The organism is Pseudomonadota bacterium (assembly GCA_036339585.1).
Classification (GTDB): Bacteria; Pseudomonadota; Alphaproteobacteria; order UBA8366; family UBA8366; genus UBA8366.
Genome location: JAYZAS010000009.1, coordinates 1 through 12,820 on the forward strand (window position 1 = coordinate 1; position 12,820 = coordinate 12,820).

Annotated in this window: 16 protein-coding genes and 1 tRNA gene; 12 read left to right on the plus strand and 5 right to left on the minus strand. The window is 43.3% G+C overall.

Annotation, left to right across the window (positions count from 1 at the left end; all coding sequences use genetic code 11):
* The 5 genes from VX941_07555 to VX941_07575 all read right to left on the minus strand — a co-directional run.
* On the minus strand, positions 1-531 hold a 531-nt coding region (locus tag VX941_07555), incomplete at its 3' end, for a VWA domain-containing protein (GenBank protein ID MEE2933266.1).
* Positions 528-1,457, minus strand: coding sequence for a MoxR family ATPase (locus VX941_07560; GenBank protein ID MEE2933267.1), 930 nt, complete (start codon positions 1,455-1,457; stop codon positions 528-530). The genes VX941_07560 and VX941_07555, both read right to left, overlap by 4 nt.
* A gap of 108 nt (positions 1,458-1,565) precedes the next feature.
* Positions 1,566-2,363: a xanthine dehydrogenase family protein subunit M gene (locus tag VX941_07565; GenBank protein MEE2933268.1), complete on the minus strand. Its 798-nt coding sequence runs from the start codon at positions 2,361-2,363 to the stop codon at positions 1,566-1,568.
* Positions 2,364-2,538: 175 nt separating this feature from the next.
* Positions 2,539-3,006 (minus strand): (2Fe-2S)-binding protein, encoded by a 468-nt coding sequence (locus VX941_07570; protein MEE2933269.1) that lies wholly within the window; start codon positions 3,004-3,006, stop codon positions 2,539-2,541.
* Positions 3,007-3,198: 192 nt separating this feature from the next.
* Positions 3,199-3,654, minus strand: coding sequence for a carbon monoxide dehydrogenase subunit G (locus tag VX941_07575; protein MEE2933270.1), 456 nt, complete (start codon positions 3,652-3,654; stop codon positions 3,199-3,201).
* A 681-nt stretch (positions 3,655-4,335) separates the two neighbouring features.
* On the opposite strand from VX941_07575, the gene VX941_07580 reads away from it, so the two are divergent.
* The 12 genes from VX941_07580 (at position 4,336) to VX941_07635 (ending at position 12,789) form a co-directional block, all read left to right on the plus strand.
* Positions 4,336-4,833: a Na+/H+ antiporter subunit E gene (locus VX941_07580; protein ID MEE2933271.1), complete on the plus strand. Its 498-nt coding sequence runs from the start codon at positions 4,336-4,338 to the stop codon at positions 4,831-4,833.
* A 28-nt stretch (positions 4,834-4,861) separates the two neighbouring features.
* Positions 4,862-5,113 carry a monovalent cation/H+ antiporter complex subunit F gene (locus VX941_07585; GenBank protein ID MEE2933272.1) on the plus strand — a complete coding sequence of 84 codons (252 nt, stop codon included), beginning with the start codon at positions 4,862-4,864 and terminating at the stop codon, positions 5,111-5,113.
* On the plus strand, positions 5,110-5,466 hold the full coding sequence (mnhG, locus tag VX941_07590) for a monovalent cation/H(+) antiporter subunit G (protein ID MEE2933273.1): 357 nt from the start codon (positions 5,110-5,112) through the stop codon (positions 5,464-5,466). The genes VX941_07585 and mnhG overlap by 4 nt, the downstream gene beginning before the upstream one ends.
* Before the next feature lie 32 nt (positions 5,467-5,498).
* Positions 5,499-6,032: a DUF4040 domain-containing protein gene (locus VX941_07595; protein MEE2933274.1), complete on the plus strand. Its 534-nt coding sequence runs from the start codon at positions 5,499-5,501 to the stop codon at positions 6,030-6,032.
* On the plus strand, positions 6,029-6,493 hold the full coding sequence (locus VX941_07600; protein MEE2933275.1) for a Na(+)/H(+) antiporter subunit B: 465 nt from the start codon (positions 6,029-6,031) through the stop codon (positions 6,491-6,493). The genes VX941_07595 and VX941_07600 overlap by 4 nt, the downstream gene beginning before the upstream one ends.
* A complete protein-coding gene (locus tag VX941_07605; GenBank protein ID MEE2933276.1) occupies positions 6,493-6,861 on the plus strand; it encodes a cation:proton antiporter subunit C in 369 nt (122 codons plus the stop codon). Before VX941_07600 ends, VX941_07605 begins: the two co-directional genes overlap by 1 nt.
* On the plus strand, positions 6,861-8,336 hold the full coding sequence (locus tag VX941_07610; protein MEE2933277.1) for a monovalent cation/H+ antiporter subunit D family protein: 1,476 nt from the start codon (positions 6,861-6,863) through the stop codon (positions 8,334-8,336). The genes VX941_07605 and VX941_07610 overlap by 1 nt, the downstream gene beginning before the upstream one ends.
* The gene (locus VX941_07615) at positions 8,333-9,814 is read left to right on the plus strand and encodes a proton-conducting transporter membrane subunit (protein ID MEE2933278.1); all 1,482 of its coding nucleotides are present in this window, start codon (positions 8,333-8,335) and stop codon (positions 9,812-9,814) included. Before VX941_07610 ends, VX941_07615 begins: the two co-directional genes overlap by 4 nt.
* A gap of 23 nt (positions 9,815-9,837) precedes the next feature.
* Positions 9,838-10,266, plus strand: coding sequence for a hypothetical protein (locus VX941_07620; protein MEE2933279.1), 429 nt, complete (start codon positions 9,838-9,840; stop codon positions 10,264-10,266).
* Positions 10,256-11,950 (plus strand): Na(+)/H(+) antiporter subunit D, encoded by a 1,695-nt coding sequence (locus VX941_07625; protein ID MEE2933280.1) that lies wholly within the window; start codon positions 10,256-10,258, stop codon positions 11,948-11,950. The genes VX941_07620 and VX941_07625 overlap by 11 nt, the downstream gene beginning before the upstream one ends.
* A gap of 33 nt (positions 11,951-11,983) precedes the next feature.
* Positions 11,984-12,523, plus strand: a complete 540-nt coding sequence (locus VX941_07630) for a DUF192 domain-containing protein (GenBank protein ID MEE2933281.1) — start codon at positions 11,984-11,986, stop codon at positions 12,521-12,523.
* A 189-nt stretch (positions 12,524-12,712) separates the two neighbouring features.
* Positions 12,713-12,789: transfer RNA gene (locus VX941_07635), tRNA-Pro, on the plus strand.
* Positions 12,790-12,820 lie beyond the last annotated feature (31 nt).

Sequence of the window (12,820 nt, forward strand, 5' to 3'; positions counted from 1 at the left end):
AAGAGGCAGTGTCAATTTTTTCATTATTTTTTTTGCTTCTTCCATTTCTGCTTTTGTCATTTTCTCGAAATCTAGTTCGCGTAGCATTTCATTCTGGCTCCAGGTCATAACTGAATCGAATTGTTTTTCTGATTCATGTGCATCTAATTGTTCATTGAGGTGATGATAATCTGGGAATGCCTCAGCCAATCTGGGTAGAATTGCTTCTGCTTCATCTACAGCATCGTCTGCTGAGGGAAGAGCAAGGGACAACATACGCTCTAGGAATTTTGGATTACGCCAAAAAATGTGGAACGCCTGATTGAACACCTCCATTTGATCATGTCGATTTACAAACACGGCGTTCAGACACCAGTAAAAATCCGAACGTTGTGAAAGCTCTATTTTGTTAACCGCTGCGATCGCATCAATTACACTTCCCGGCCCAATAGGTAATCCCGCTGACCGTAGAAGCCGAGCGAAATGTAATATATTTTCGGCCAACTTACCTTGTCCAATGTTTTGATAAGGGGTACGCTCATTATCTGTCATTCGATTTCTACAGGCGTTGACAGCTCTGCCCTAACTTCTTCAAGTAATTTTCCTGCTTCTGAGCCACGTATCTTCTGAATATCATCCTGATATTTTAGTAGAGCTCCCACCGTATCGTCGATTATATTTGAGTCGAGGGATACACAATCTAATTGTGTTAACGCATGAGCCCAATCTATAGTTTCTGCCACCCCTGGAGCTTTAAATAAATTGCCGGATCTAAGTTTTTGAACGAACCCAACAATTTGCGCTGACAGTTCTGATGATGCCTTTGAGGCTTTTACCGAGATGATGTCGAGTTCACGGGATGCGTCAGGATAATCAACCCAATGATAAAAACAACGTCGTTTTAAAGCATCATGAACCTCGCGTGTACGATTGGATGTAATGATAACAATTGGGGGATTTGGACTTTTAATTGTTCCGAGCTCTGGGATTGTAACTTGAAAATCACTCAGGGTTTCCAGCAAGTATGCTTCAAAAGGTTCATCTGCACGATCCAGTTCGTCAATAAGTAATATCGGGGGCGCGCAAGTTTTGGTTCCCCGCATTGCTTTTAGCAACGGTCGTTCGATTAAAAAATCCTCTTTAAAGATTGTACGTGTCAGCTCAGTCGCGTCGCTCGCTGCCGAGGAGGCTTCCTGTAAGCGTATTTCGAGCATTTGGCGGGCGTAATTCCACTCATAAACTGCGGAGGAAATGTCCAAACCCTCATAACATTGCAACCGGATTAACTGCCTATTAAGGCTTTTAGACAAAACTTTAGCAATTTCTGTTTTACCTACGCCGGCCTCACCCTCAAGGAAAAGTGGTTTATTAAGTGAGAGCGATAAATAAAGTGCTGTAGCAAGGCTTCTGTCGGCAATATAATTGCCTGTTTTCAGCAAATCTAAAGTTGCGTCAACACAAGTCGGAAGCTTTGCCATGTTAAATCCATTTCATTGCGGCATTATGTTTGGAAAGGCGGGAAAATTTTTACATATTTTTTCCTAATTAAATCAGGAGAGGCCTGAGCTAGGCTATTCAGATAAGTACTAAGTCGCTTTATCTACTGCACGCTGAGCCATTACGTTGATCAAATGCGCACGGTATTCTGCGCTAGCGTGAATGTCTGACAAAAGAGTTTCATCACTAATGCTAATATCCGCAATTGCATCAGACGTGAAGTTGTTTGCAAGGGCAGTCTCCATTTTTTCTTCTCTGAAGACTCCATCGTCTCCCGCTCCGGTCACTGCAACGCGAACTTCATTATTTGTCTCGGCAACCATAACGCCAACAATAGCATAACGTGAGGCGGGATTTGGAAACTTTGTGTAGGCCGCACGTTTAGGCTTTGGGAATCTAACTGCTGTAATTATCTCATTATCCTCGAGTGCCGTTTCAAATAAACCCACAAAGAAGTCGTCGGCAAGAATTTCGCGTTTATCAGTAATTATTGTTGCACCAAGCCCAAGTGCACCGGCCGGATAATCGGCAGCAGGATCATTGTTAGCCAACGAACCGCCTATTGTGCCCCGGTGTCGTACCTGCGCATCCCCTATGTGGCCTGCTAAACTAGCCAGTGCAGGTATGAATTCACTAATAATTTCAGATTTCGCAACATCGCAGTGTCTCGTCATAGAGCCTATTTCTAATGATTGATCTTGCAGGCTAATACCAACCAAATTATTTATATCTGCCAGATCAATCAAATCGGACGGTTGGGCTAACCTTTGTTTGAGAGTTGGTATAATTGTCATTCCGCCAGCAATCAGTTTTGGGTCGTCTCCCACATCTAACGTTTGAGAAGCTTCCTCAAGATTCTTAGGTCGATGATATTGAAAATTATACATAATAAATTTTTCCGTTAGGCATCGTTGGCCGTTATTCCAAATTACTCAAGATTGTCTATTTAACTGTGATAAACGAAATGCCTTACCTTACCTCGTTAAAAAAAGATTATAGTATCAGTATGACCTGCATGAAAAGTGAACGTTATATTTTACCATAAATCCTGTTCAACGTTCGTTAACCCTGCATGTTTTTCGTGCCAGCTGCAATTGCTTTTACGATATTATGATAGCCGGTACAGCGGCAGATATTGCCCTCAAGCCATTCTCTAATTTCTGTTTCTGAGGGGTCTGGGTTTTCTTTTGCAAGATCCACGGCACTCATAACCATGCCCGGAGTACAAAAGCCACACTGTAGGCCATGGTGTTCTCGAAACGCTGCCTGCATTGGATGCAAATCCTCTCCATCAGCAAGGCCTTCGATTGTAACAACATCCGCACCTTCAGCCTGTACTGCTAGCATCGTACAACTTTTAACCGATGAACCGTTTACATGTACGACGCAACAACCACACTGACTTGTATCACAGCCAACGTGAGTGCCGGTCATGTTGAGATAATCCCGTAAATATTGCACAAGCAAAGTCCGATGCTCGACCTCTGCACTGACATCCTTGCCGTTAACCTTCATGGTTACGCTTGGCATTTTTTTTCTCCCTCTTTGATACATCAAAATGCTGGTTTCTAATTTATCACCAATATTAAGTACATATCTAACCAGATAACAAAAAGAAGAGCGGCATCAATAGGGCTACACATATAAGTATTGTAATCCATGCTGCAGGTCTCAGACCCTCAGCACTGTTGTTAACATGTTGATCATTCCGAGACGCCATATTTAATCTTTGTCTTCTTCTTCGTCGGCACCCAGCGCTTTTGCAAAATTGCTAAAGAACTGATTGGCAAGTTTTTTAGATGTCGAGTCAATTAATCGACTGCCGATCTGTGCTAGTTTTCCGCCTACTGCAGCTTTCGCTTCATATGAAAGAATAGTTTCTGATCCTTCCGCTTTTAGAATTACTGAAGCGCCGCCTTTAGCAAAACCTGCTGCTCCCCCTGTGCCTTCACCAACAATCGTATAGCCGTTTGGGGCATCTATGTCAGATAGCGTTACTTTTCCATTAAATTTGGCTTTTACCGGCCCTACTTTTGCCGTTACCTTGGCACTTAACTCAGTTTCGGAGTGTTTTTCAATTTCCTCACATCCGGGAATGCATTGCTTTAATATTTCAACGTCATTCAATGCCTTCCACACCTCTTCGCGGCTGGCTGGAATACGGTATTCTCCGGTCATATCCATAGGTTATCTTTCATGCGATGAACAAGATTTCGAATATGAATTCTAATTTTTAAAATTTAGTTCTTTTGAGTAAATGCCGCAAGCCTACCATGAGGTCTAAATCTGTTTCTATAAATTACCTGTTTTACAGAGATCGGTCTCTTGTATGTTAGAACTTGTTATGGATATAGATTTATAGTTCGATCGATCTAGCGACGTCTGACGGAAGAACTATACAAGACCAAATGTAAGTTCTCATATTATATGTTAAATATCATAACATATGCAATATACGGCATTTATGCTGCAGGGTATACAGGGCGAACATTAATGCCGACTACGTCTATCACTCATGAATTTGGGGTCAACATTGGACCCATTGGAACAACTATTAAAGCGGGATCGCGATGCTCCTGGCTCTCTATAAAAGTGCAAATAAGAAAAGAAACTAAGAAGAATTGCAAGGACCTGAAATAAATACGTCTTCTCTTGAAAGTAAGGAGCTAGGAAACAAACGCTAATGATTGGTGTCTTTTGTAGATATGGAGACCTGGTAACATTATCCGTTGTCAATGCTCCAAAACCGGTCATTTCTTGCCCAATGTTTGCAGAAATGCGAAGAATTAACGTGGAATTTTGTTTACAGGTGAAGCGGATGTATAATAACTGGGTAGTAATTTTTCGAGGGGGGATATTGTGCGTCACAATGTCGGTTCTGGTATAACGCTTGCGGTGTTATGGCTGTTGCTTTCAGGGATATACGATAACACGTTGATTTTGTTGTTAGGTGTATTATCCATTGGGGTCGTGCTTTATGTTGCTCATAGAATGGATGTAATCGATCACGAAGGGCATCCAAGCCACCTTGGGTTTGGAATGATCATTTATTTTCCTTGGCTACTCTGGGAAATTGTGAAGGCAAATTTTGAAGTTGCTAAAATTATAGTTTCACCCCGCATGGAAATTCAGCCGCATATATTTACGATTGAGGCCTCACAACTAAGTGAGGTGGGAAATGTTGTTTATTCGCATTCGATAACGCTGACCCCAGGAACAGTTACAGTTGATGTTGAGGACGGAGAAATGAGTATTCACGCATTAACAAATGCGGCTGCTGCGGGTGTTAAGACTGGAGAAATGGACAATAAGGTCACAAAACTTGAAACTAGCGGAAAAGGAGCAGGGAGTGTTTGAATTTGCTGCTACACTCACCCTAGTATCAATGGCATTAGTACTTTTTAGAGCGGTGCAAGGGCCAACGGTTTATGACCGAATTCTTGCGGTCAACACATTTGGGACATTCAGTGTGATTTTAATAGCGTTGTATGGTTTTCTTGATGGCCGCCCAGAATTTTTAGACATTGCTATGGTTTATGCACTTATCAATTTTGTAGCTACCATTGCGGTAACAAAATTTATTAAGTTTTCACGCTTAGGAAGGACCTCAAATATTGAAGAGGTCGATGATATATGAGTGAGACAGCATTAGATATAACCAGCTGGGCACTGATAGGCTCTGGTGCAGTATTCTGTTTAATCGGCGCGTTTGGACTTGTTCGGCTGCCAGATTTATTCAGCCGGATGCATGCAGGAAGCATTATTGAAACGCTCGGGATATTATTATTATTTTCAGGACTGGCAATTCAGGCGTTCGAAATTCTGCCGTCGACAAAAGCAGCTCTTCTAGTCTGTGGTAAGTTGCTGTTGATAGCCTTATTTTTGTTCATTACAAACCCGACAACAACCCATGCATTGGCACAAGCTGCACTCTGGGGCGGAATAAACCCAAAAACTGGCCGAAGAAAAAAAAGGGGAGGGACGTCATAGAAAATTTAATCTTCTACGCACTCCTTACCTTTATGGTCGTGAGCGCCTTGGCTCTGCTTTGGCTGCGTAATCTCTTCGCAGTAGTTATGCTTTCAGGTAGTTTTAGCCTCAATGCTGCGGTGTTGTACGTCGTCATGGACGCGGTTGACGTTGCATTTACTGAGGCGGCAGTTGGTGCCGGAATCGCAACGGTTTTAATGTTAGGTACTTTAGCTCTCACGACCTCGCACGAGAAAGCAGATCCAGGAGTGTCTTGGCCTCATTTGGCTGTGGTTGTAGTTGTGGGTTCAGCGCTTATTTATGGCACTTTAGATATGCCTCGGTATGGTGATCCTATGGCCCCTATCCACCAGCACGTTGCTCCAGAGTATATCGAACGCGGACCAAAACAGACCGGAATGCCGAATGTAGTAACCTCGATTCTAGCGAGCTATCGAGGTTATGATACCTTAGGAGAGGTAACAGTTGTTTTCACTGCGGCCGCGGGAGTTTTGGCATTACTTGGGCGCCGCCGTAAAAAGAAAAATAAGATGAAAAAGAGAACCCGCTCTGGAGAACGGCCATGAAAAATTTAAGAGCGTTGAGCAAGCGCAGACGCCGTGAAATGCAGCACAAAGAGGTTTTACGCGTTTGTTCAAAACTTTTAATTCCGTTGATTATGCTGTTTGCCTTATACGTTCAGTTCCATGGAGATTTTGGCCCCGGAGGGGGGTTCCAAGCTGGTGTTATATTTGCGAGTGCTTTTATACTTTATGCTTTAATTTTCGGCGTTGATGTTGGAATGAAAGTATTGTCACCTGGGGCAAGGAGATTTTTTCTGTCAGCCGGGCTCCTGCTTTATGCAGGAGTAGGTATAGCGGGTATGTTACTGGGCGGGAGATACCTCAATTATTCAGTTTTATTGGACGATCCTGTTGCTGGCCAGCATCTGGGTATTTTATTGATTGAGTTGGGTGTAGGAGTGACTGTAGCTGCTTCTATGATTACTATTTTTTACGTTTTTGCTAACCAAGATGAGTCCGAGTGATGGACCAATTCGCTGGTTTATATAACTACTGGATTTTTATCGTGCTGATGATGATAGGATTTTATATCGTCATGGCACAACACAATTTAATCAAAAAGGTGGTTGGGCTTAATATTTTTCAGGTATCTGTCTTTGTATTTTATATATCCATGAGTAAAGTACAGGATGGCAGTGCACCGATCATAGCCGACGGTGTCACTGTTTATTCAAACCCGCTACCACACGTTTTAATTTTAACAGCAATTGTGGTTGGTGTGGCAACGACTGCTCTCGCACTTGCATTGGTTGTGCGTATTCGAGACTCGTATGGCTCGATTGAGGAGGATGAAATTGAAGCTGAGGAACGGCGACGGGAGAAACACTTCTGATGTTGTTAGCAAATCTCCCCGCTCTGCAAGTTGTGCTTCCTCTAATTGCCGCCCCTATTTGTTTGCTTCTAAGACGCTCCGATAGGGCCTGGTTTTGGGCGACTATAGTGACATGGATCTGCCTCGGTATCGCTATTTATTTGTTGGTGGAGGTGCTTTCTGTCGGGGCGATCTCTTATCCCATTGGTGATTGGGCAGCACCAATTGGTATCGAATATAAAATTGATCTCTTAAGCGCATTCTTATTGGTTATTGTCTCTTCGATAGGCGCCGTGGTACTTCCCTATGCGCACGCTAGTGTATCTTCTGAAATTCCCGATGCACGAATATATTTGTTTTATACAATGTATCTGCTTTGCCTCTGCGGTTTATTAGGGATAGCTGTTACTGGCGATGCTTTCAATTTATTCGTCTTTCTAGAGATATCATCTCTTTCCTCATATGTTTTAATCAGTATGGGGAGATATCGCCGCTCACTAACAGCTGCTTATCGCTATCTCATTATGGGAACAGTGGGAGCGACATTCTACATCATAGGTGTAGGTATGATGTATATGATGACTGGTACACTTAACATGGCAGATCTAGCAAATCGTATACCAGCAGTTGCGGAAACGCGTACTATCCAAGTTGCTATCGCTTTCATTGTTGTGGGGCTTAGCCTTAAGCTTGCAATTTTTCCATTGCACATGTGGCTGCCAAATGCATACACTTTTGCCCCGTCCGTCGTTACGATTTTTTTAGCCGCCACGGCTACAAAAGTGGCAGTGTATGCTCTTCTACGCATGATATTTACGGTTTTCGGCGGCGAACCATTATTTGTCATTGGCGAAGTTCTTATGATTTTGTCGGTAGCAGCAATGTTTGTCGGTTCTTTAGTGGCTATATACCAAACCAACATAAAACGGATGCTGGCATACTCCAGCATAGCTCAAATTGGTTACATGGTCCTCGGAATTAGCTTTATTACTACCACTGGGTTAGCTGGAGGAATCATTCACCTTTTTAATCACGCCTTGGTAAAAGGGGCACTTTTCATGGCGGTAGGAGGCATGTTTTATCGGATTGCCTCTGTGCGTCTAGATGATATGGCTGGTATCGGAAAACGCATGCCGATCACCACTGGTTGTTTTGTTATCGCAGGGTTAGGACTCATCGGAGTTCCCTTGACAGCGGGATTCATCAGTAAGTGGTATCTTGTGTCGGCAGCGCTTGACAAAGAAATGTGGTTTGTCGCTGCTCTTATTCTAGTAAGTTCACTTCTGGCTGTGATTTATATTTGGCGAGTGGTTGAAGTTGCGTATTTCCATGCGCCGCCGAAGCGCGCTGCATTATTGCCTGAACCTCCATTAAGTATGTTGATTCCCTTATTTATTTTAACGGGGGCGAGTATATACTTCGGCATTGATGCCGGCCGGACTGTAGATATTGCGATGGCTGCCGCTAGCTTCTTGATGATAGGAGTCGCGCAATGAGTGCTGAGGCTCTGATCTACGCTTGCTTCGCTGTACCTTTGATTGGGGCTGTCTTTATCATTCTCACGGGGTCTTATCCCAATTTGCGCGAGGCCGTAACCTTAGTTACTGCCGGATTCTTGTTTCTTTGTGTGGCGCATTTAGTGCCAACAGTGGAATCTGGCATCCGTCCGAGCATTACTCTACTTGAGATGCTGCCGGGATTATCTATCGCTTTTACAATCGAACCATTGGGTATGATCTTTGCCTGCGTCGCGAGCTTTCTCTGGATAGTTACATCGATATATGCAATCGGATACATGCGCGGCCACCATGAAGTAAACCAGACGAAGTTCTATTTCTTTTTTGCGATCTCTATTACTGCGGCTATAGGTGTTGCATTTGCCGGAAATATGTTGACGCTTTTTATTTTTTACGAAGTGCTCACACTGTGTACTTTCCCACTCGTTACCCATCATGGAACTGAAGAAACAAAAAAAGCGGGTCGTATTTACCTTGGAATTTTAATTGGTACATCAATTGGTTTTCAACTGTTTGCCATTGTTTGGACATATGCCTTAACTGGCACTCTCGATTTCACGGAGGGAGGCATCCTAGCCGAAAAGGCCGACGGCCCCATAATTACGGTCTTGCTTTTACTTTTTATGTTTGGTGTAGGCAAAGCAGCGTTGATGCCATTCCATCGTTGGTTGCCAGCTGCGATGGTAGCACCAACACCCGTAAGCGCACTTTTGCACGCTGTTGCAGTAGTTAAAGCTGGCGTATTCACAGTCATAAAGGTGATTGTATATTTGTTTGGATTAGAGACCTTAAATGGATCTGACGGTTCTCTATTCCTAGCAATAATTGCAGGTGCAACTCTTCTAATATCGGCTGTAATAGCATTTCGTAAAGATAACCTTAAAGCGAGACTAGCTTATTCGACTATAAGCCAGCTTTCATACATAATACTCGGGGCGGCGATGGCGACTGGTGCTGGCATCGTTGGAGCTAGTATGCACATCGTGATGCATGCTACTGCTAAGATAACGCTTTTTTTCTGTGCTGGCGCAATTTTGGTAGCTGCGCACAAGACGGAAATTAGTCAGCTTGATGGAATTGGACGACGAATGCCAATAACAATGGCTTGTTTCTTGGTAGGGTGCTTTGGAATTATAGGTATCCCCCCTGCGGGTGGGGCTTTGTCAAAATGGTATCTCATGATGGGTACAGCTGAGTCCGATTATATAATTTTTATGTTTGTCTGGATGGGTAGTTCTCTTCTTTCTGCGGCGTACCTTCTGCCCATAGTACTTCGGGCCTTTTTTAGACACCCTGAAGCAAAGGCCTCTGGAAAAAGGAAAGATCGGGGCACGGGTATACAAGAAGCGCCGTTATTGTGTTTAATAGGTATTTGTACGGCAAGCGTTCTGACGATCGGAGCTTTTTTCATAGCTGATGATCTTGCGGGGTTTCTCTCCCCGATAGCCGGCATATGATTTGGGGGCGGTAGGGATCGAATATGGCAAAAAAGCCGATCACAAAAGAAATTAGAAAAAATGCTGTTTCAAAGAGATCAATAATATCCAAGAAGAAAAGTTCTCCTGCCAAAAAGCTATCTAAAAATGGATTGAGAAAGGGTTTAAAAAAAGTACCAGGATCTCCTTCTAAAATCGCCCGGAGCGCGAGAGTGAAAAAAAAGACCTCTAATGAAAAGCAGTTTTGGTTAGATGACGCGAGAAACGTAAGGAAAATTTTTTATTCGCTCGTGTTTATTTGTATTGCTCTTGTTGTTAGTGACGCATTCTATCACAAGCATACCCATTATGCTTTTGAGAAGATATTTGGCTTCTTTGGTATATTTGGATTTGGTCTTTCTTTTTTACTGGTTCTCGTTTCAAGGGAACTGAGGAAATTTTTAATGCGGGATGAAGATTATTATGATCGTTGATATTCCTCCCGGGTTAATATTGATAATAGGGGCCTTTCTTGTTCCGATAATCCCGAAAGGTTGGCTAAGGAAAGGGTACTTACTCTTATTACCTGTCGCTGGGCTCTTGAGCCTTCTCTCACTTGAACACGGAAGTTTTGGGGAAGTATCATTATTTGGGTACGAGCTTATGCATGTTCGGATTGATGCCCTCTCTTTCATTTTTGGTATTATTTTTTATATCGCGGCATTTGTTGCTATTCTTTTTTCGTTACATTCTAAGGATGTAATGGAGCAAACAGCTGCGTTGGCTTATGCGGGTGCTGCTATCGGAGCTGCCTTCGCGGGCGACCTGATAACACTTTTTGTTTATTGGGAGCTTACGGCACTCACCTCAGTATTCATCATATGGGCTGGCGGCAATAACAGAGCGTATGACGCGGGCATGCGTTACCTCATCATACAAATTTTCTCAGGCGTGCTGTTAGCTGCTGGAGCTGTGGTGCAGGCTCAAGAAACAGGATCCTTAGCTTTTAACTTCATTGGTTTGGATGGGCCAGGGGGCATCCTTATTTTCTTGGCCTTTGGTATCAAATGTGCGTTCCCTCTAATGCACAATTGGCTTCAGGATGCCTATCCAGAGGCCTCTCCAACAGGTACTGTTTTTCTCTCGGCATTTACAACCAAGTTGGCAATATATGCACTGGCGCGAGGCTATCCTGGAACGGAGTTGCTTGTTTGGATTGGGGCAGCAATGACAGCATTTCCGATATTCTTTGCAGTTATAGAAAATGATCTGCGGCGTGTTCTTGCCTACTCACTAAATAATCAATTAGGTTTCATGGTGGCCGGTGTAGGTATTGGCACTCAACTAGCTATCAACGGTGCTGTCAGTCATGCTTTTGCGCATATTTTATACAAAGCTCTTTTGTTTATGGCGATGGGTGCTGTGCTATATCGCGTAGGAACCGCAAAGGGCTCTGAACTGGGCGGTCTTTATAAAACTATGCCTTGGACTACTGGCCTTTGTATTGTCGGCTCGGCAGCTATTTCTGGGTTCCCACTGTTTTCTGGTTTTGTTACTAAATCAATGATTTTGACTGCAGCTGCTGATCAAGATTATCTGGTTCCATTTCTTTTGCTGCTTTTCGCCTCAGCGGGTGTCTTCCATCATTCCGGAATAAAAATACCTTTTTTCGCATTTTTTGCTCATGATTCGGGATTACGGCCCAAGGAAGCTCCCACAAATATGTTATTAGCTATGGGTATTGCTGCTATTTTATGTTTTGGAATAGGGGTCTATCCTCAACCACTTTATGACATCTTGCCTTACCCGGTAGATTATATCCCTTATACCACAACCCATGTGGTGACTATGCTCCAGCTTCTCATGTTTTCTGCTCTTGCTTTTGCTGTTCTTCAAAAAACTGGGCTATATCCACCCGAATTAAGATCAACTGTTCTTGATTTTGATTGGTTTTACCGGCGCGCCGGCAGCATAATCGTAAGGAATATTTTATACAGTATAAGTCTGGCGGCGGTTGCGATTCGTGGCATGATGATGGAGTGTTTAAAGTACGTTATTAAACAAGTTCGATACCATAGTGGCCCCGAGAGCATTGCTGCACGGGCAACAAGTGCTGGCACTATGGTTATATGGGTCATACTTTTATTAATGCTGTTATTGATTATTCAGTTCACATAGGTCTTCCATTCTGTCTCATTATGCAGTTACCTCATGCTTCGCGCAGTGGCACTAAATTATAGTTCATTTGCTTATAGTCGCATCAATGGCCGTAAGAAAATTTTGAGTCGTTTTACTGCGCCTTCTAGGTTCGTAGCGTTGATATGGATAGTATTGTTGGCTGGTGGTCAGTGCTACGCAGGGTCAACCTCTCCTACTTCTACATTGGTGATAGAAAGTGGTGGCACCTCGCAAAAACTATCTGTTGAGCTTGCAGTTACTCGGAGCCAGAAGGCAATGGGTTTGATGTACCGGCGCTCGTTGCCTCGAAAGAACGGCATGTTGTTCGTTTATAAACCAAATTCAAAGATTTCTATGTGGATGAAAAACACTTATGTGGCATTAGACATGCTATTTATAAATTCCAGAGGGCGCATTAACTACATTTATGAGGGGGCTGTTCCGCTCAGTGAGAAACTAATTACTGGTGAATTTCGAGCGCGTGCGGTTTTGGAGCTTAATGCTGGAGCCGTATCAGAGTTTGGCATTAAGGTCGGAGATTTGGTTCGCCATCAAATATTCTCCAACAAGTAATTCGGTATAAAGTAATATTTAGCATTGGATATCATTATGGTTTAATTAAAGGGAAAGGGGTAAACGATACCGTAAAGTGACAATTCAAACCAATCTTCATAAAATACCTACAACTTTTTAATTATTTTTGTTGGAACACACCCGAGTTTACTCTAGAACCGCATAAGTTTGAGAATATTTATCTCCAGTCGGGGCGTAGCGCAGCCTGGTAGCGCATCTGCTTTGGGAGCAGAGGGTCGTATGTTCGAATCATACCGCCCCGACCATATAATCACATGAGTGATGCATCATGAAAAA

Coding starts and splice junctions, on each gene's coding strand:
- VX941_07575 (MEE2933270.1), bottom strand. CDS start 3,654: ATGACCGGAGAATACCGTATTCCAGCCAGCCGCGAAGAGGTGTGGAAG.
- VX941_07620 (MEE2933279.1), top strand. CDS start 9,838: ATGGCAAAAAAGCCGATCACAAAAGAAATTAGAAAAAATGCTGTTTCA.
- VX941_07570 (MEE2933269.1), bottom strand. CDS start 3,006: ATGCCAAGCGTAACCATGAAGGTTAACGGCAAGGATGTCAGTGCAGAG.
- VX941_07630 (MEE2933281.1), top strand. CDS start 11,984: ATGCTTCGCGCAGTGGCACTAAATTATAGTTCATTTGCTTATAGTCGC.
- VX941_07595 (MEE2933274.1), top strand. CDS start 5,499: ATGGTCGTGAGCGCCTTGGCTCTGCTTTGGCTGCGTAATCTCTTCGCA.
- VX941_07560 (MEE2933267.1), bottom strand. CDS start 1,457: ATGGCAAAGCTTCCGACTTGTGTTGACGCAACTTTAGATTTGCTGAAA.
- VX941_07615 (MEE2933278.1), top strand. CDS start 8,333: ATGAGTGCTGAGGCTCTGATCTACGCTTGCTTCGCTGTACCTTTGATT.
- VX941_07605 (MEE2933276.1), top strand. CDS start 6,493: ATGGACCAATTCGCTGGTTTATATAACTACTGGATTTTTATCGTGCTG.
- mnhG (MEE2933273.1), top strand. CDS start 5,110: ATGAGTGAGACAGCATTAGATATAACCAGCTGGGCACTGATAGGCTCT.
- VX941_07625 (MEE2933280.1), top strand. CDS start 10,256: ATGATCGTTGATATTCCTCCCGGGTTAATATTGATAATAGGGGCCTTT.
- VX941_07610 (MEE2933277.1), top strand. CDS start 6,861: ATGTTGTTAGCAAATCTCCCCGCTCTGCAAGTTGTGCTTCCTCTAATT.
- VX941_07565 (MEE2933268.1), bottom strand. CDS start 2,363: ATGTATAATTTTCAATATCATCGACCTAAGAATCTTGAGGAAGCTTCT.
- VX941_07600 (MEE2933275.1), top strand. CDS start 6,029: ATGAAAAATTTAAGAGCGTTGAGCAAGCGCAGACGCCGTGAAATGCAG.
- VX941_07585 (MEE2933272.1), top strand. CDS start 4,862: ATGGCATTAGTACTTTTTAGAGCGGTGCAAGGGCCAACGGTTTATGAC.